Here is a 16,471-nt window from a genome sequence, read left to right as displayed (position 1 = left end):
CCTCCTCGTAGTGGCCTCGCGGCATACGGATCCTGGTCGCCCCGCGGGCGGTCGCGGCGTAGCGTGATCAGTGCCTCCGAGGGGAGCGGTGATGGGTACAGCACGTGACCTGATGATCGTGGCGATGGACACGGCCGCCGACCCGCCGGTGACGCAGGGTGAACTGTCGCTCGGGCTGGCCGGGGCCGAGGTGATCGACTTGCTCGGTGCCGAGGTGGTGACGCTGGACGGCGACCGCATCGTGTCCCGCCCCGCGCCGCCCCTCGACGACCCTCTGCTGGAGCGGGCGGCGACGGCACTGGTGTGTGAGGAGCCGTACGAGCCGGTCGAGGACTGGCTGTGGCGCAGGGGCCGCGGACTGGCCCAGGAGTACCTGACCGCCCTCGAGGAAGAGGGGCTCCTCGCACGGCCGCGGGCCTCCTGGATCCGCTTCCGAGGCACCTTGCCGACGCCGGTCGAGTCCCCCGCCCGGGAGCGCGCCCGGCACCGCCGGGCGACCGACGAACCGGTGCTCGCCACACTCGCGGCGGCCGTCGGAGCGCGCGACGAGGTGCCCGAGGACCTCCCGGTGCCCGACGACGCCGCCCAGGCCGTGCTCACCGCCGTGGCCGACGCCGTGGCGGAACTGGGCGCCGTCCGCCGTCGACGGGCCATCGAGGACGAGGCGTTCGCCAACGTCTGGCGCGCTCCCTGAGCCCGCGGGTGCCAGGGCCCGCCTCCCGCAGCGGAACGTCAGAGCGCCCGTACCTCCTCGATCGTCACGGGACGGTGCTCGTGCAGCGACAGGGTGCACGCGTCGGCGATCCAGCCCGCCTCCAGAGCGTCCTCGATCGTGCAGGGGGAGGGGCGGGTGCCGGCGACGACCTCGGTGAACGCGGTCAGTTCGGCGCGGTAGGCCTCGGTGAAGCGGTCCATGAAGAAGTCGTGCGGGGTGCCCGCGGGGAAGGTCACGCCCGGCTCGACCGAGCGCAGCGGGAGCTTGTCCTCCAGGCCGACGGCGATGGAGTCGGTGAAGCCGTGGATCTCCATGCGGACGTCGTAACCACGGGCGTTGTGGCGGGAGTTGGAGACCACCGCGATGGTGCCGTCGTCGAGGGTGAGGATCGCGCCGGTGGTGTCGGCGTCACCGGCCTCCTTGATGAAGTCGGCGCCGCGGTTGCCGCCGACGGCGTACACCTCCGTCACCTCACGGCCGGTCACCCAGCGGATGATGTCGAAGTCGTGCACCGAGCAGTCGCGGAAGATGCCGCCGGAGGCGGCGATGTACGCGGCCGGCGGCGGCGCCGGGTCCAGCGTGGTCGACCGCACGGTGTGCAGTGTGCCCAGCTCACCGGCCTGGACCGCGGCCCGCGCGGCGACGAACCCGGCGTCGAAACGGCGGTTGTAGCCGATCTGGATCGGCACGTCCCGGCCCTGTACGGCCTTGAGCACCTCGACGCCCTCGCTCATCGTCTTGGCGACGGGCTTCTCGCAGAAGACGGGGACACCGGCCTCGACCCCGGCCAGGATCAGCGCCGGGTGGGCGTCGGTCGCCGCCGCGACGACGATGCCGTCCACGCCGGCGGCCAGCAGGGCCTCGGGCGAGTCCACGACCTCGGCACCGAACCGCTCGGCCGCGGCCTTGGCGGCACCCGCGAACGGGTCGGTGACGACGAGCGACTCGACGGCGTCGAGCCCGGACAGGGTCTCGGCGTGAAAGGCGCCGATACGGCCGAGGCCGAGGATTCCGATACGCATGGGTATTGCTCCTTGGTGTCAACAGGGGGTGGTGCTGCGCGCTGTGTTCCTCAGTCGAGTCCGCCGAGGACGTTCTGATCCCAATCGATGATCGACCCGGTGACCACCCCGGACCGGTCCGACAGCAGGAGGACCACGAAGTCGGCGATCTCGTCCGGCTGCCCCAGCTTGCCCATCGGCAGCTTCGCGGCGGCCTGGTCACGCCAGTCGTCCCCGGCCCCGTGGAAGGCCTTCTGCGTGGCGTCCTCGCCCTCCGTCGCCGTCCAGCCGATGTTCAGCCCGTTGATCCGGACCCGGTCCCACCGGTGCGCGTGCGCGGCGTTGCGGGTCAGCCCGATCAGCCCCGCCTTCGCGGCGACGTACGGCGCGAGGAACGGCTGCCCGCCGTGCGCCGACGACGTGATGATGTTGACGACCGTGCCGGGCGCCTTCCGCGCGACCATGTCGGCGACCGCCGCCTGCATGGCGAAGAACGGCCCCTTGAGGTTGATCCCGATGTGCTGGTCGAACAGCTCGGGCGTGGTGTCCAGCAGCGTCCCGCGCGAGGTCAGCCCGGCGGAGTTCACCAGGCAGTCGACACGGCCGTACGCCTGGACGACCCGGGCCACGGAGTCCTTCGCCTGCTCGGCGTCCGACAGGTCGGCCCGGACGTACAGGGCCTTGCCGCCCGCGGCGATCAGCTCCTCCACCAAGGCCTCGCCGGGCTCGGGGCGCCGCCCGGTGACGGCCACGACCGCCCCCTCGCGGACGGCGGCCCGCGCGACGGCGGCGCCGACGCCCTGGCTGCCGCCGTTGACCAGGACGACCTTGTTGTCGAGAAGTCCCACGAAGTCCTCAGCTCTCTCGTCGTTCGGTGCCGGCCCGCAGCCGCGCCCGCAGCGCCCGCGGCGTCCACTTCTCGCGCAGCGCCCGCCGCAGGAGATCCGCCTGCGAGGGCGGGGCCAGACCGTCGAGCGGTGGGTCGCTGTCGAGGTTGGTGGGGAAGGGGTAGCCCTCGGCGCTCGCCGCGATCACCCTCTCCAGCCACGCCTGGTCCCGGCCTTCGGCCTCCCGCCGCAGCAGCACCGGGTACACCGCGTTCGCCACGGCTTCCCGGTCCACCGTCTCCATCGCGCGCCCGAACGCGGACGACACCTGCAGCAGGTTGGCCATGCGCCGGATGTCCGCCGAGCGGTTGGTGCCGGCGGCGTGGAAGAGGGCCGGGTTGAAGAACACCGCGTCGCCCTTCGCGAGCGGCAACTGCACTTGGTGCGCCTCGAAGTACGCCCGGAACGGCGGGAGCCGCCAGGCGAGATAGCCGGGCTCGTACTTCTGCGAGTGCGGCAGATACATCGTCGGCCCGGACTCCACCGGCATGTCGCAGTGCGCGACCGCGCCCTGGAGGGTCAGCACGGGGGAGAGGCGGTGCACGTGCGCGGGGTAGGCGGCGGCGACCTCGTTCGACAGGAAGCCCAGGTGGTAGTCGCGGTGCGCGCTCTGCGCGGCGCCGCCCGGGTTGACCACGTTGAGCTGCGAGGTGACCTGGTAGCCGGGGCCCAGCCAGGCCGTGGCGACCAGCGCCAGCACCTCGTTGGCGTAGTAGTCGGCGAAGGCCTCCGCGTCGTACAGGGCCGCCTTCTCCAGCGCGTTCCACACCCGGTCGTTGGCGCCCGGCTTCGCGAAATGGTCACCGGCGGTCGCGCCCGAGGCGCGCTGCTCGGCGATCAGCGCCTCGAACACGGCGGTGGCCCGGTCCACGACGTCCGGGTCGGGAAACGCCCCGCGGAAGACGACGATGCCGGGCCCGTCGGCGAGCGCCCGCACCAGCTCGGCCTGGACCACCCGGTCGCCCTCCAGCAGCCCGGTGTCGTAGACCGGCACGTTCCGCTCCACGGCGGAGGCGTGCGGATAGTCGGCGGGGTCGGTGTCCTGCTCGACCAGCGCGCGGAACGCGTCGAGATCGCAGTCCTGCTCGGACAGCCAGGCACGGTGGTGTACGGAAGTGAAGGACATCGTCGTCCCTTCGGGGTCACGGAGCGACGCAGCCCTGTCATTCTTGTCATTACAAACCCCTCGAACAACCAGCAGGCAGCCATCAAAAACCCCTCAAGGAGCCGGCGCATGGGCCACCCCTTCCCGATCCGGGAGATCGCCCGCCAGGCGGGACTGAGCGAGGCGACCGTCGACCGGGTGCTCAACGGCCGGGGCGGGGTGCGGGAGAGCACCGCGCGGGAGGTGCGCCGGGCGATAGCCGACCTGGACCGGCAGCGCACCCAGGTCCGGCTCGTCGGCCGGACGTTCATGGTCGACATCGTGATGCAGGCGCCCGAGCGCTTCACCACGGCGATCCGCGCCGCCCTGGAGGCCGAGCTGCCGTCCCTGCACCCGGCGGTGCTGCGCTCCCGCTTCCACTTCCGTGAGACCGGCCCGGTCGGGGAACTGGTGCGCACCCTGGACCGGATCGCCCGGCGCGGCTCGCAGGGCGTCATCCTCAAGGCCCCGGACGTCCCGGAGATCACCGCCGCCGTCGGCCGGCTCGAAGCCGCCGGCATCCCGGTCGTGACCCTGGTGACGGACCTGCCCGCCAGCGCCCGACGCGCCTATGTCGGCATCGACGACCGGGCCGCCGGGGCGACGGCCGCGTATCTGACGGGACAGTGGCTCGGCGACCGGCCGGGCAACATCCTCACCAGCCTCAGCAGCGGCTTCTTCCGCAACGAGGAGGAGCGCGAGATGGGCTTCCGAGGGGTGATGCGTGCTCGGCACCCCGAGCGCACGCTCGTCGAGATCGCCGAGGGGCAGGGCCTCGACGCCACCCAGTACGACCTCGTCCGGGCCGCGCTGGAACGCGACCCGGACATCCGCGCGGTGTACTCGATCGGCGGCGGCAACATCGCCACGCTCAGGGCGTTCGAGGACCTCGGCCGCGAGTGCGCCGTGTTCGTGGCGCACGACCTCGACCAGGACAACACCCGGCTGCTGCGCGAGCACCGCCTGTCCGCCGTGCTCCACCACGACCTGCGCCAGGACGTACGCGAGGCCTGCCACACCGTCATGCGGGCGCACGACGCGCTGCCGCCGGCGGGAGTGACGCCGCCGTCCGCGATCCAGGTGGTGACGCCGTACAACATGCCGCCGCAGGCCCCGGGTGTGTGAGGCGGGGTGCCTTACCGTCGTGCCCATGTGGACATCGCGCCCGGACGGCGGGCCCGAGCGGTTGGTGACCCTGGTCGACGGTGTGTTCGCCATCGCCATCACCCTGCTCGTCCTGGATCTCAACGTGCCCCGGGATCTCGAACCCGCCGCGTATCGCGAGTCCCTGCGGGCGCTGCTGCCGGACCTCGGCGCCTACGCGCTGAGCGTCGTGGTGCTGGGCAGCTTCTGGCGGGACCATCGCCGGATCTTCCAGGACGTCCGCGAGATCGACGGACAGGTCATCGTCGTCTCCATCGTCGGCCTGGGTGTCGCGGCGCTCGTGCCCTTCCCGACCCGGCTGCTCGCCGAGTACGGCGCCCAGTCCGTGTCGGTCGCCGTCTACGCGGCCGCGGTCGCCGCGCTCGGCGCCTGCCATCTCACGGTGGCCGCCGTCCTGGCGAAGCGCCCCTGGCTGCGCCACGGCACGCCCTCCGAGGCGGGGACCGGGCTCTACCTGCTCGACAGCGCGACGACGGTGGTGGTCTTCCTCGCCACCGTCCCGCTGGCCCTGGTGGCCGGTCCCAGGATCATGTGGCTGTGGCTCGTCCTCGTCCCGGCGAAGGTCTTCCTGGGCCGACGGCTGCAGAGCCCGCGCTGACGGTACGGCGTCAGGCCCGCCCGGCCACGTCCGCCCACGCACCACCGGCCGCCGATCGCGCCATCGCGTCCAGCGCGGCGGCGCTGTGCACGGCGTCCGTGAGCGTCGCCCCGTGCGGGGTGCCCTCGGCGACCGACCGGAGGAAGCGGTACGCCTCGATGACCTTCAGGTCGTCGTAACCCATCGAGTTCGCCGCACCGGGTTGGAACGCGGCGAACTCGCCGTGGCCCGGGCCGACGTACACCGTGGTGACGGACTGGTCCTGGTACGTCGTGCCGCGGCTGACGCCCAGTTCGTTCATACGGCGGAAGTCCCAGAACACCGCGCCCTTCGTGCCGTGCACCTCGAAGCCGTAGTTGTTCTGCTCGCCGACCGAGACCCGGCAGGCCTCCAGCACACCGCGGGCCCCGGAGGCGAAGCGCAGCAGGCAGCTCACGTAGTCCTCGTTCTCGACGGGGCCGATCTCCCCGCCGGAGGCGCGGCTGTGGCCCGCCGTGGCGCCGGTCGGGCGGGCCCGCTCGGGCAGGAAGATCGCCGTGTCGGCGGTGAGGGAGGTGATGTCGCCGAGCAGATGCCGGGCCAGGTCGACGCCGTGCGAGGCCAGGTCGCCCAGCACCCCGCTGCCGCCCCGCTCCCGCTCGTACCGCCAGGTCAGCGCACCCTCGGGATGAGCCGCGTAGTCGCTGAACAGCCGGATGCGGACATGCGTGACCGTGCCGATCTCCCCGGAGGCGATCAGCTCGCGGGCCGCCTCCACGGCGGGCGCGTTGCGGTAGTTGAAGCCGACGGTGCCCTGCACGCCCGCCTTCGCCACCGCGTCCGCCACCGCGCCGGCGTCCTCGGCGGTCAGACCCACCGGCTTCTCGATCCAGATGTGCTTGCCCGCCTCGGCCATGGCGACGCCGATCTCGCGGTGCAGGAAGTTGGGCGCGGTGATGCTGACCGCCTTCACCCGGGGGTCGGCGGCCACCTCGCGCCAGTCACGCGTCGTCGAGGCGAACCCGAACTGCGCGGCGGCCTCCTCCGCCCGGCCCGGCACCTCCTCGGCGACCGTCACCAGCTCCGGGACGAGGGGCAACCGCGGAAAGTGGTGCCGCACGCGCGCGTACGCCTGGGTGTGCACCCGCCCCATCCAGCCGAATCCGATGACGGCGACGCCGAGCGTGTCCACCATGAGAGCCCCTCTTTGGACCGTTCCAGAACCTGTCCAGCCCACCCTGAGCGCGGTTTCCCGTGGCTGTCAAGCCTTTGACAAGCGCCGGACCCTCATGGAACGGTCCATCCATGAGACCGCCGACGATCCGCGACGTGGCCGAACGGGCCGGCGTCTCCAAGTCGCTGGTCTCCCTGGTGCTGCGCGGCTCCGACCAGGTGCGCCCCGAGAAGCGGGACGCCGTGCTCCGGGTCGCCCGGGAACTCGGCTACCGGCCCAACGCCGCCGCCCGCAGTCTCAGCGAACAGCGCACCCGCACGGTCGGTGTCCTCCTCAACGACCTGCGCAATCCCTGGTTCGTCGACCTCCTCGACGGCCTGAACTCCCTGCTGCACGCCCACGGCCTGCACATGCTGCTGGCCGACGCGCGCCTGAACCGCCGCACCGGCCAGGACCCGGCCGACCCGCTGCTGGACCTGCGCGTCGACGGGCTGGTCGTGGTCGGCACCCTGCCCGACCCGGCGGCCCTCGGCGCGGTCGCCGCGCGCATGCCGGTCGTCCTGGCGGGCGCCCGCGAGCCGGTGCCGCCCGGGGTGGACCAGGTCGCGGGCGACGACGAGAAGGGCGCCCGGCTGGTCACCGAGCACCTCATCGGCCTCGGCCACCGCCGCATCGCACACCTGGCCGGTTACGGAGCCGTCGGCGAACTGCGCCGCCGCAGCTTCGAGGCGACGATGCGGGAGCACGGCCTGGCGGACGGGGCCCTCGTCGAGACCGGCGACATGACCGAGGAGGGCGGCTACCGCGCCGCCGTCCGCCTCCTCAACCGCGCCGAGCGGCCCACGGCCGTCTTCGCCGTCAACGACATCACCTGCGTCGGCGCCCTCTCGGCGGCGGAGGAACTGGGCCTGCGCGTCCCGCGCGACGTGTCCCTCGTCGGCTACGACAACACGAGCATCTCCCGGCTGCGCCATCTGTGGCTCACCACCGTCGACAACGCCGGCCACGAGGTCGGCCGCCGCGCCGCCCGCTTCCTCCTCGACCGCTTCGAACGGCCCGGGGGAGAGGGGCGCCTGCACCTGGCGACGCCGACGCTGGAGGTCCGGGGGTCGACGGCGCCTCCGCACGCGAGCTGAACCGGTACCTCCCGGTCAGAGGTTGATCGCGTACGCCTTGCGCAGCGTCTTGTGCACCGTCCACGTCGTACGGTCGCCCTCGCGCAGGACGGCCATGTCGCCGGGGCCGACCGTGAGCGTCGGACCGCCCTCGAACTCGATCGTCGCCGAGCCGCTGACCACCACGAACAGTTCGTCGGCCTCGGTGTCGGTGACCACGCCGGGCGTGATCTGCCAGATCCCCCGCACCTGACGGCCGTCCTCCGACTCCCAGACCACCTTCCCGGTCACCTCGGGCGTCCCGGAGACGATCTGCTCGGGAGCCAGCGGCTCGGGTTCGAGCTCGGCGTCGGGGATGTGGAGTACGAAGCTGTGCGTCATGCGGCCGACCCTAGCGGCGCCGGGCGGGGGAGCGGCGCCGGACCCCCACGCATAGATGCGCGACGAGATGCCGACGAAATTGTTGACAATTATGTCGGGCTAGATTTACGTTCGACAGGCACTCACTCAGGGAGGGCAACGCATGCCGACTCAAGCCCGTCCGAGCACCGGAGAGCAGGCCAAGCAGCACGCGCTCGCGCAGCTGCGGCAGGCGATCCTGCACGGCGAGATGGCACCGGCCCAGCGGCTGGTGGAGAACGAACTCGCCGAGCAGTTCGGTGTGACGAGGGCCAGCATCCGCGCGGCACTGATCGATCTGGAGGCCCAGGGACTGGTCGAGCGGATCCGCAACCGCGGCTCGCGGGTGCGGGTCGTGACCGTGGAGGAAGCGGTCGCCATCACCGAGTGCCGCATGGCCCTGGAAGGGCTGTGCGCGGCGAAGGCGGCCGTGGCGGCGAGCGATGAGCAACTGGCCGAACTGACCGCCCTCGGCACGGCGATGACCAAGGCGGTGGCCGACGGAGAGCCGGTCACCTACTCGGAGCTCAACCACGAACTGCATGCCCGCGTCCGGGAGTTCTCCGGCCAGCGGACGGCCGTGGAACTGCTGGAGCGACTCAATGCCCAACTGGTGCGCCACCGCTTCCAGTTGGCGCTACGGCCGGGACGCCCCCAGCAATCCCTGAACGAGCACCTGGCCATGATCGAGACGATCAGGGCCAGGGACCCGCAGGCGGCCGAGGCGGCCGTCCGCGCCCACCTCGGCAGTGTGATCGAGGCGTTGCGCGACTGACCCACGCGTGAGGCGGGCGCGCACCTGTCCAACGAGGAGACACCAGCATGACCCACGGCAACGCGCCCGCCACCTCCCCACCACGGTCCACCCTCGTCGTCACCGCGCACGCGGGCGACTTCGTGTGGCGGGCGGGCGGCGCCATCGCCCTGGCCGCCTCCCGGGGCGAGCAGGTCACCATCGCGTGCCTGACCTTCGGCGAGCGCGGCGAGTCCGCCAAGGCGTGGCGCGAGGGGAGGAAGCTGGAGGAGATCAAGGCGCTGCGCCGCGAGGAGGCCGAGCGGGCCGCCGCCGTCCTCGGTGCCGAGGTCCGCTTCTTCGACGCAGGCGACTACCCGCTCCTCGTCACCCCCGAGCTGACCGACCGGCTCGTCGCGCTCTACCGGGACATCCAGCCCGATGTCGTGCTCACCCACCCGGCGGACGACCCGTACAACGGCGACCACCCGGCCGCCCACCGCATGGCCCTGGAGGCCAGGATCCTCGCCCAGGCCATCGGCTACCCGGGCGAAGGCGACATCATCGGCGCCCCGCCGGTCTTCTGCTTCGAACCGCACCAGCCCGAGATGAGCGGCTTCCGGCCCGAGGTGCTGCTCGACATCACCGAGGTCTGGGAGACCAAGCGCGAGGCCATGGAGTGCCTCGCCGCCCAGCGGCACCTGTGGGACTACTACACCGACCTCGCCGTCCGCCGCGGCGTCCAGCTCAAGCGCAACGCGGGCCCCAACCTGGGCCTGCCGCACAAGACCCTGGCCGAGGCCTATATGCGCCCCTTCCCGCAGATCGCGAAGGAGCTGGCATGAGCGGCGTCATCGTCACCGGCCCGCCGAAGGCACACCCCGAGGACGTCGAGGCCCTCGCCGGGTACGGCGTCGCCACCGTCCACGAGGCCATGGGCCGTACCGGACTGCTCGGCCCGGGCCTGCGCCCCGTCCAGCGGGACACCCGGATCGCGGGCACCGCCGTCACGGTGCTCAGCTGGCCCGGCGACAACCTCATGATCCATGCCGCCGTGGAGCAGTGCGGCCCGGGCGACGTCCTGGTGGTGACCACCACCTCGCCCTCCACCGACGGCATGTTCGGCGAACTGTTCGCCACCGCGCTCGGGCGGCGGGGCGTGCGCGGCCTGGTCATCAACGCCGGCGTCCGCGACACCGCCGAACTGCGCGCCCTGGGCTTCCCCGCCTGGGCCGCCGCCGTGTCCGCCCAGGGCACCGTCAAGGCCACCGGCGGATCGGTCAACGTACCGGTCGTGATCGGCGGCCAGGTGATCCGCCCCGGCGATGTGATCCTCGCCGACGACGACGGTGTCGTGGTCGTCCCCCGCGAGCGGGCCCGGCACACGGCCAAGGCCTCCGAGGCCCGCGAGCGTAAGGAGGCCGCCACCCGCGCCGCCTTCCTCGACGGCCAACTGGGCCTGGACCGCTACGGGTTGCGCGAGCAACTCGTGCGGCTCGGCGTGACGTACACGTCCTACGAGGACCATCTGCGGTCCGGGGAGCGGCCGTGACCGTGCGCTGCATGGTGATGCGCGGCGGCACCTCCAAGGGCGCCTACTTCCTCGCCGAGGACCTGCCCGCTGCCCCGGACGCGCGCGACGCGCTCCTGCTCCGCCTCATGGGCGGCCCCGACGCACGCCAGATCGACGGCCTGGGCGGTGGGCACCCCCTCACCAGCAAGGTCGCCGTGGTGTCGCCCTCCACCGACCCGCGCGCCGACATCGACTACCTGTTCCTCCAAGTGGCCGTCGACCGGCCTGAGGTGAGTGATCGCCAGAACTGCGGCAACATCCTGGCCGGTGTCGGCCCGTTCGCCGTGGAACGCGGGCTGGTCCCGGCGGGGGAGGAGCGGACCGTCGTCCGGATCCGCATGGTCAACTCGGGCGCCCTCGCGACGGCGTCCTTCGCCACCCCGGGCGGCCGGATGGACTACACGGGGGACACCGAGATCGCCGGAGTCCCCGGCACCGCCGCCCCCGTGACCCTCGAATTCCCGCCCGGCGACGGCGTGTTGCTCCCCACCGGCAACACCCGGGAAGACATCGACGGCGTCCGCGTCACCTGCGTGGACAACGGCATGCCGACCGTGCTGATGGCAGCCACCGCCCTCGACGTCACCGGCTACGAGACCCCCTCCGACCTGGAGGAGAACACCGCCCTCACCGACCGGCTGCACGCGATCCGGCTGAAGACGGGCCGGCTCATGGGGCTCGGCGACGTGACGGATGCGACCGTGCCCAAACTGACCCTGCTGGCCCCGCCCCGCGACGGCGGCGCGGTCACCACCCGCACCTTCATCCCCGTACGCTGCCACCCCTCGATCGGCGTGCTCGGCGCGGCCGGTGTCGCCGCCGGACTGCGCGTCGAGGGCGGCGTCGGCGCCGACCTCGCCCACCTGCCCGCCGGAACCGACCGGGTGCGCCTCGAACACCCCACCGGCTTCCTGGACATCGAGTGCGCGATCGGCACCGACACCGCGGGCAGGCCCGTGGCCCGCCGTACGGCCGTGGTGCGCACCGCCCGCAAGATCTTCGACGGCACGGTGTTCCCCGCCCCCGCTCACCCCCTCAAGGACTCCCGATGACGACCCCACCCCTGGGCGACATCGCCCACATCGGCCACACCCAGCTCTTCACCCCCGACCTGGACGCCAGCGTCGCCTTCTGCACCGACTACCTGGGCCTCACCGTCAGCGGCCAGGACGGCGGCACGGTCTTCCTGCGGACCTACGACGACTACGAGCACCACAGCCTCGTCCTCACCGCCCGCGACCGGCCGGGCCTCGGCCGGCTCGCCCTGCGCACCGCCGGCGAGGAGGCGCTGCACCGCCGCGTCCGGGCGATCGAGGAGGCCGGCGGCACCGGCCACTGGACCGAGGACGAACCCGGCCTCGGCAAGCTCTACGTCACCACCGACCCGGACGGCCACGAACACGCCCTGTACTGGGAGAGCGAGCACTACCGGGCCCCCGACGAGCTGAAGCCCGCGCTGAAGAACCAGCCCCAGGCCAAGCCCGGCCACGGAGTCGGCGTACGACGGCTCGACCACGTCAACTTCCTCGCCGCCGACGTGCTCGCGAACGCCGAGTTCCAGCAACGCGTCCTCGGCGCCCGGCCGACCGAACAGATCCGCCTCGACTCCGGCCGGATCGCGGCCCGCTGGCTCACCTTCACCGACAAGTCCTACGACGTCGTCTACACCGAGGACTGGACCGGCTCGAAGGGGCGCCTGCACCACATCGCCTTCGCCACCGACACCCGCGAGGACATCCTGCGCGCCGCCGATCTCGCCATCGACACCGGCGTGTTCATCGAGACGGGCCCGCACAAGCACGCCATCCAGCAGACGTTCTTCCTCTACGTCTACGAGCCCGGCGGCAACCGCGTCGAACTGTGCAACCCGCTCACCCGCCTGGTCCTGGCCCCCGACTGGCCGCTGATCACCTGGACCGAGGCGGAGCGCGCCAAGGGCCAGGCCTGGGGGCTCAAGACCATCGAGTCCTTCCACACGCACGGGACACCGCCGACCGCCTGAGGGAACACACTCCACACGAGAGGTAGACCAACGATGCCCTCCTCACCCTCCTCGACCGCTCGCGTAGGCAGACTCGCCCTCCTGGTCGTGGCCCTGTGCTGGCTGGCCGTCCTCTTCGACGGCCTCGACATGTTCATCTACGGCTCGGTGCTGCCCCACATGCTGGCGGAGCGGGCCCTCGGCATCACCCCGGACCAGGCCGGAGACCTCGGCAGCTACGCCACCTTCGGCATGCTGATCGGCGCCCTCACCGCGGGCACGGTCGCCGACCGGATCGGCCGCAAGAAGCTGATGGTCGGCTGCGTCGCCCTCTTCTCGCTGGCCTCGGGCCTGTGCGCGATAGCGAACGGCATCGCGGTGTTCGGCCTCGGCCGCACCCTGGCCGGCATCGGCCTCGGCGGCCTGCTGCCCACCGCGATCAGCATGGTCTCCGACTACGCCCCGCGCGGCCGCGGCGCCCTCACCATCGGCCTGCTGATGACGGCCCACCACACCGGCGGCATCCTCTCCGCATATGTGGCCCTGTGGGTCGTCGAGCCGCTCGGCTGGCGCGCCGCCTTCTGGGTCTGCGTCGCCCCGCTGCTCTTCGTGCCGGTGCTCGCGAAGTTCCTGCCCGAATCGCTCGGCTTCCTGCTCGCCAAGGGCCGCACCGAGGAGGCGCACGCACTGGCGCGCCGCTACGCCGTCGAACTCCCCCCGGCGAAGCCGGACGACGGCGCCCCCGCCCCCTCCCGCTGGGCCTCCCTGGCCCACCTCTTCCGCGGCGGCGAGTGGATCCAGACCCTGCTCTACTGGATCGCGTCCTTCGGCGGTCTGCTCCTCGTCTACGGCGTCGCCACCTGGCTGCCCACCCTGATGCGCGGCGAGGGCTACGAACTCGGCTCCGCCCTCACCTTCGTCGTCCTGTTCAACCTCGGCGGCATCGTCGGCATGCTGATCGCGGGACGGGCCGCCGACCGGTTCGGCGCCCCGCGCATCTCGGCGATCTGGTTCGCGCTGACCGCCGTCGGCGTCTTCCTGCTCAGCGTCCGCATGCCGCTCGCGCTGACCTTCACGGTCGTCTTCCTCACCGGCGTCTTCCTCAACAGCGCCCAGACCATGATCTACGCGACCGTCTCCATCCGCTCGGCGCCGCAGAGTCGCGCCACCGCCGTCGGCTGGACCTCCGGCATGGGCCGCTTCGGCGCCGTCTTCGGACCGTGGCTCGGCGGACAGTTGCTCGCCGCGAACAAGGGCGACTGGGGCTTCACCGCCTTCGCGCTGGCGGGCCTGTCCTCCATGGTCTTCATCGGCCTGGCCGCGTGGCGGGGTGCGCGCCGACCGGCCGGGGACGGAGCGGGCCGGGCGCTGATCGGCGCGCACTGACCAGGGGGCCCGGCCACGGGGCACCTCCGAAGATCGGGTGATAAGCGGCACATCATCTGGTGTCCGTCTCAACCTGTATGCCCTGGTAGGGAGTTGCCGTCGACTTCGCGTATTGTTTGCGGCATATGCCCGGGAGTGGAGCTTCTCAGGGCGCGCGATCGAGCAGGCGAATGGGGACCACGACGTGGACGAGACGCGGCACCGAACCGTCCGGCGTGCCGGACTGATCGGGGGTGCCGTCCCGGCACTCCTGGCCGTCGCGGCCTGCGCCGGCCACGCGACCAAGGCGGAGATCCCCTGGTGGGCCGTCCTCGCCGTGGCCGTCTCGACCGTGGGCCTCGCCGGCCGGACCGGGGCCCACACCGGCCGGAGCCACCCCGAGGGCCGCGAGGCCGAGGCCCCTCCCCGGGTGCGGTAGGGTTGACCTGCGCGATCACGCGGTTCACCCGCGCGAGACGCATCGGGACGTGGCGCAGCTTGGTAGCGCACTTGACTGGGGGTCAAGGGGTCGCAGGTTCAAATCCTGTCGTCCCGACTCTATGGAGTCGCAGCTGAGGGGCGGTTTCGGAGCAATCCGAAACCGCCCCTCACCCATTGTTCGGGGACCAGTTGGGACAAGTTGGGGACCAGCGGTTCTTGACCGGTGTTATCGGGTGAGGACAGTCGCTGCGGGAAGCGTGAGTGGGGCGCGTGGCGCGCTGACTCGTACGGCGCCGTGCTGCTCCGTCAAGCTGGGAACGTGCCGCCGTCCGAGGGTGGGGCGGTCGACATGAAGGCACCGGCTACCGGATCGCGTTACAGATGATGGCCATCGGTGCAGTGTCGCTCGAAGGAGCCGTCCGTCGCGTCGCGCTTCCGTACCTGGTGGATCTGCACCGGGCTGTAGGGCACACCGTCCATCTGTGCGTCCTGCGCGGCCGCGACATGCCGGTCTCGCCGAACGCTCCACCGCCCACCCGCGTTCGGCGCACCACAGCAGGTCTGGGAGGATGGCCGGCAGCCGTCCGTGCCGGGTCCGGGAACCCGCGGGCGGCGAGAGGCGGGCGGGAGAGCGGAGCGGTGCGGCACATGCCGGAGTACCCGGAGTACCTCGCTGCGGTCGTGTTCGCCGCGGGCGGCGTCGTCAACGCCCTGCTGGCACCGCACCGGTTCTCCACCGCCGTCCTGTTCTGCCTCGCGGTGACCTCTGCCGGACTCGGCTTGGCTGATCGCAGTGCGGAAGCCCACCCGACCATCGCCACCGTCCTCGCCGTCGCCGCCCTGCTCCTGGCGCTCGCGCTGGGCCTGCTACTGCTGGCCGACGGCGTGCTCCTGGTCCGGCGCTACGGACCGCAGGCAGCCCTGCTGGCGACCGGGGCCGCCGGCTGCGCGGTGCTGGCGGTGCTCGGCCTCGACGCGGTCTTCCACGCGGTCGGCGGCGAGGCGTTCGGTGCCCTCGTGGTCGCGGTGAACGCGGCCGCGGGATACCTCACTCTGCTCTTCCTCGTGTTCGCCGGCTACGTGTTCGTCCGGGGCCGTAGCAGCCCCCTGCCGGAAACCACCCATGTCGTCGTCCTGGGCGCCGGGCTCAACGGCGACCGGCCCGGCCCGCTGCTGACCCGCAGGCTGGAGCGTGCCCTCGCGCTCGACGCCGCCCGCGCACCGGACACGCCTCGTTTGGTGTTCATCGTCTCGGGCGGCCAGGGCGACGACGAGGTCCGCTCCGAGGCGGACGCGATGGCCGACTATCTGCGCGGACGCGGAGTGCCCGACGACCGGATCGTGCGGGAAGACCGCTCCGTCAACACCGGGCAGAACCTCCGCTTCAGCGCGGCGCTCGTGGACGGCACCACGCCCGGCCACCGTGCCACGGTGGTCACCAGCGGCTTCCACGTCTACCGCACGACCCTGCTGGCCCGCCGCGTCGGCGTGCCCGTGCACGTCGTGGGCGCGCCGACCTCCCCCGCCTACTGGCTGGCCGCGACACTGCGCGAATTCGCCGCCATCCTGTGGCTGGACCGCCTCCCCCTGGTCGGACTCAGCCTGCTGCTTGCAGTGCCGGTGGCGACGGCGGTCTTCGAGCACTGAAGCGCCGGCCGCAGACCTCTTAAGAGGTCCTCACGAGGGCGCGCCGTACATGGCGCGGTTGAGGGGGGTGCCCATAGGTGTTTGGTCAAGGTCGAGGATCAGTAGGTTCATGTGCCCGGGGCGGGGACCGAGCCGTAGGGGGGCGTTCGTGGGCGATGGCCAGGTCACGATCAAGCTGACGAGTGACGAGGACTGGTGCTGTCGCACTGGCTGGAGAAGCTGCAGATGACGGACCTCAGTCGAGTTGTCGACGATCCGTCGGTCTGGGCACCGATCCATCGGATTGCCGGAACGCTGGACAAGGCGCTTCCTGAGGCGACAGCCGGACAAACCCAGATCCCACCCTTGATCACCAAGAGGGCGCCCAGGGCCACGTCGCGCCAGCCAGCACCCACCTCAACCAGCAAAAAGCCCTCTCCCAAGGGAGGGCGGAGACTTGCGCCCCCGGCAGGACTCGAACCTGCGGCCAAGCGCTTAGAAGGCGCCTGGTGTGTCGGGTGTCAGTCTGCCGCTGACCTGCGTCTCTTCCGCCGCTGGGTGTCTCGCCGATCGACC

At 72.0% G+C, this 16,471-nt stretch carries 17 protein-coding genes and 2 tRNA genes; 13 read left to right on the top strand and 6 right to left on the bottom strand.

All coding sequences use genetic code 11. The features are described 5' to 3' along the window. Positions 1–91 precede the first annotated feature (91 nt). The gene (locus NNW99_RS03885) at positions 92–694 is read left to right on the top strand and encodes a GPP34 family phosphoprotein (protein WP_215117183.1); all 603 of its coding nucleotides are present in this window, start codon (positions 92–94) and stop codon (positions 692–694) included. Between the two features lie 38 nt (positions 695–732). Here the strand turns inward: NNW99_RS03885 and NNW99_RS03880 are convergent, their stop codons facing one another. From NNW99_RS03880 to NNW99_RS03870, 3 genes are read right to left on the bottom strand one after another with little or no spacing between them, the layout of a single operon-like run. After that, positions 733–1,737 carry a Gfo/Idh/MocA family oxidoreductase gene (locus NNW99_RS03880; protein WP_215117182.1) on the bottom strand — a complete coding sequence of 335 codons (1,005 nt, stop codon included), beginning with the start codon at positions 1,735–1,737 and terminating at the stop codon, positions 733–735. A gap of 50 nt (positions 1,738–1,787) precedes the next feature. After that, on the bottom strand, positions 1,788–2,564 hold the full coding sequence (locus tag NNW99_RS03875; protein WP_215117181.1) for an SDR family oxidoreductase: 777 nt from the start codon (positions 2,562–2,564) through the stop codon (positions 1,788–1,790). Between the two features lie 7 nt (positions 2,565–2,571). Continuing rightward, positions 2,572–3,729 (bottom strand): phytanoyl-CoA dioxygenase family protein, encoded by a 1,158-nt coding sequence (locus NNW99_RS03870; RefSeq protein ID WP_215117179.1) that lies wholly within the window; start codon positions 3,727–3,729, stop codon positions 2,572–2,574. 108 nt (positions 3,730–3,837) lie between these two features. On the opposite strand from NNW99_RS03870, the gene NNW99_RS03865 reads away from it, so the two are divergent. Then, positions 3,838–4,872 carry a LacI family DNA-binding transcriptional regulator gene (locus NNW99_RS03865; RefSeq protein ID WP_215117178.1) on the top strand — a complete coding sequence of 345 codons (1,035 nt, stop codon included), beginning with the start codon at positions 3,838–3,840 and terminating at the stop codon, positions 4,870–4,872. Positions 4,873–4,897: 25 nt separating this feature from the next. Then, the gene (locus NNW99_RS03860) at positions 4,898–5,509 is read left to right on the top strand and encodes a TMEM175 family protein (RefSeq protein WP_215117176.1); all 612 of its coding nucleotides are present in this window, start codon (positions 4,898–4,900) and stop codon (positions 5,507–5,509) included. A gap of 10 nt (positions 5,510–5,519) precedes the next feature. Here the strand turns inward: NNW99_RS03860 and NNW99_RS03855 are convergent, their stop codons facing one another. Then, entirely contained in the window at positions 5,520–6,683 is a 1,164-nt protein-coding gene (locus NNW99_RS03855; RefSeq protein ID WP_215117175.1) for a Gfo/Idh/MocA family protein, read from the bottom strand. 110 nt (positions 6,684–6,793) lie between these two features. Here NNW99_RS03855 and NNW99_RS03850 point away from each other — a divergent pair, with 110 nt between their 5' ends. Beyond that, entirely contained in the window at positions 6,794–7,798 is a 1,005-nt protein-coding gene (locus tag NNW99_RS03850; RefSeq protein WP_215117174.1) for a LacI family DNA-binding transcriptional regulator, read from the top strand. Between the two features lie 15 nt (positions 7,799–7,813). Here the strand turns inward: NNW99_RS03850 and NNW99_RS03845 are convergent, their stop codons facing one another. Then, the gene (locus NNW99_RS03845; protein ID WP_215117173.1) at positions 7,814–8,158 is read right to left on the bottom strand and encodes a cupin domain-containing protein; all 345 of its coding nucleotides are present in this window, start codon (positions 8,156–8,158) and stop codon (positions 7,814–7,816) included. 142 nt (positions 8,159–8,300) lie between these two features. Between NNW99_RS03845 and NNW99_RS03840 the strand changes: the two genes are divergently transcribed. The 9 genes from NNW99_RS03840 (at position 8,301) to NNW99_RS03800 (ending at position 15,916) form a co-directional block, all read left to right on the top strand. After that, positions 8,301–8,951 (top strand): GntR family transcriptional regulator, encoded by a 651-nt coding sequence (locus NNW99_RS03840; RefSeq protein WP_215117172.1) that lies wholly within the window; start codon positions 8,301–8,303, stop codon positions 8,949–8,951. Between the two features lie 47 nt (positions 8,952–8,998). Then, positions 8,999–9,754 carry a PIG-L deacetylase family protein gene (locus tag NNW99_RS03835; RefSeq protein ID WP_215117171.1) on the top strand — a complete coding sequence of 252 codons (756 nt, stop codon included), beginning with the start codon at positions 8,999–9,001 and terminating at the stop codon, positions 9,752–9,754. Further along, positions 9,751–10,461, top strand: a complete 711-nt coding sequence (locus NNW99_RS03830) for a 4-carboxy-4-hydroxy-2-oxoadipate aldolase/oxaloacetate decarboxylase (RefSeq protein WP_215117170.1) — start codon at positions 9,751–9,753, stop codon at positions 10,459–10,461. Before NNW99_RS03835 ends, NNW99_RS03830 begins: the two co-directional genes overlap by 4 nt. 11 nt (positions 10,462–10,472) lie before the next feature. Then, positions 10,473–11,534, top strand: coding sequence for a 4-oxalomesaconate tautomerase (locus NNW99_RS03825; protein WP_215124137.1), 1,062 nt, complete (start codon positions 10,473–10,475; stop codon positions 11,532–11,534). After that, a complete protein-coding gene (locus NNW99_RS03820) occupies positions 11,531–12,484 on the top strand; it encodes a VOC family protein (protein WP_215117169.1) in 954 nt (317 codons plus the stop codon). Before NNW99_RS03825 ends, NNW99_RS03820 begins: the two co-directional genes overlap by 4 nt. Positions 12,485–12,517: 33 nt before the next feature. Beyond that, positions 12,518–13,849 carry an aromatic acid/H+ symport family MFS transporter gene (locus tag NNW99_RS03815; protein ID WP_215117168.1) on the top strand — a complete coding sequence of 444 codons (1,332 nt, stop codon included), beginning with the start codon at positions 12,518–12,520 and terminating at the stop codon, positions 13,847–13,849. Between the two features lie 184 nt (positions 13,850–14,033). After that, positions 14,034–14,267 carry a hypothetical protein gene (locus NNW99_RS03810; RefSeq protein WP_215117167.1) on the top strand — a complete coding sequence of 78 codons (234 nt, stop codon included), beginning with the start codon at positions 14,034–14,036 and terminating at the stop codon, positions 14,265–14,267. A gap of 43 nt (positions 14,268–14,310) precedes the next feature. After that, a tRNA-Pro gene (locus tag NNW99_RS03805) sits at positions 14,311–14,384 on the top strand. A 533-nt stretch (positions 14,385–14,917) separates the two neighbouring features. Next, positions 14,918–15,916, top strand: coding sequence for a YdcF family protein (locus NNW99_RS03800; protein ID WP_215117166.1), 999 nt, complete (start codon positions 14,918–14,920; stop codon positions 15,914–15,916). A gap of 442 nt (positions 15,917–16,358) precedes the next feature. Here NNW99_RS03800 and NNW99_RS03795 read toward each other — a convergent pair. Beyond that, positions 16,359–16,434, bottom strand: a tRNA-Arg gene (locus NNW99_RS03795). Positions 16,435–16,471: the final 37 nt, after the last annotated feature.

This window comes from Streptomyces sp. CRCS-T-1, assembly GCF_024442335.1.
Lineage (GTDB): Bacteria > Actinomycetota > Actinomycetes > Streptomycetales > Streptomycetaceae > Streptomyces > Streptomyces koelreuteriae.
The sequence above is the reverse complement of the archived record's forward strand: the minus strand, read 5'-3'. Positions and strand labels throughout refer to the sequence as shown.

Excerpts from the sequence above, each read along its gene's own strand:
- NNW99_RS03885 (WP_215117183.1), top strand. The coding sequence starts at position 92 with ATGGGTACAGCACGTGACCTGATGATCGTGGCGATGGACACGGCCGCC.
- NNW99_RS03880 (WP_215117182.1), bottom strand. The coding sequence starts at position 1,737 with ATGCGTATCGGAATCCTCGGCCTCGGCCGTATCGGCGCCTTTCACGCC.
- NNW99_RS03870 (WP_215117179.1), bottom strand. The coding sequence starts at position 3,729 with ATGTCCTTCACTTCCGTACACCACCGTGCCTGGCTGTCCGAGCAGGAC.
- NNW99_RS03865 (WP_215117178.1), top strand. The coding sequence starts at position 3,838 with ATGGGCCACCCCTTCCCGATCCGGGAGATCGCCCGCCAGGCGGGACTG.
- NNW99_RS03860 (WP_215117176.1), top strand. The coding sequence starts at position 4,898 with ATGTGGACATCGCGCCCGGACGGCGGGCCCGAGCGGTTGGTGACCCTG.
- NNW99_RS03855 (WP_215117175.1), bottom strand. The coding sequence starts at position 6,683 with ATGGTGGACACGCTCGGCGTCGCCGTCATCGGATTCGGCTGGATGGGG.
- NNW99_RS03850 (WP_215117174.1), top strand. The coding sequence starts at position 6,794 with ATGAGACCGCCGACGATCCGCGACGTGGCCGAACGGGCCGGCGTCTCC.
- NNW99_RS03845 (WP_215117173.1), bottom strand. The coding sequence starts at position 8,158 with ATGACGCACAGCTTCGTACTCCACATCCCCGACGCCGAGCTCGAACCC.
- NNW99_RS03840 (WP_215117172.1), top strand. The coding sequence starts at position 8,301 with ATGCCGACTCAAGCCCGTCCGAGCACCGGAGAGCAGGCCAAGCAGCAC.
- NNW99_RS03835 (WP_215117171.1), top strand. The coding sequence starts at position 8,999 with ATGACCCACGGCAACGCGCCCGCCACCTCCCCACCACGGTCCACCCTC.
- NNW99_RS03830 (WP_215117170.1), top strand. The coding sequence starts at position 9,751 with ATGAGCGGCGTCATCGTCACCGGCCCGCCGAAGGCACACCCCGAGGAC.
- NNW99_RS03825 (WP_215124137.1), top strand. The coding sequence starts at position 10,473 with ATGGTGATGCGCGGCGGCACCTCCAAGGGCGCCTACTTCCTCGCCGAG.
- NNW99_RS03820 (WP_215117169.1), top strand. The coding sequence starts at position 11,531 with ATGACGACCCCACCCCTGGGCGACATCGCCCACATCGGCCACACCCAG.
- NNW99_RS03815 (WP_215117168.1), top strand. The coding sequence starts at position 12,518 with ATGCCCTCCTCACCCTCCTCGACCGCTCGCGTAGGCAGACTCGCCCTC.
- NNW99_RS03800 (WP_215117166.1), top strand. The coding sequence starts at position 14,918 with ATGCCGGAGTACCCGGAGTACCTCGCTGCGGTCGTGTTCGCCGCGGGC.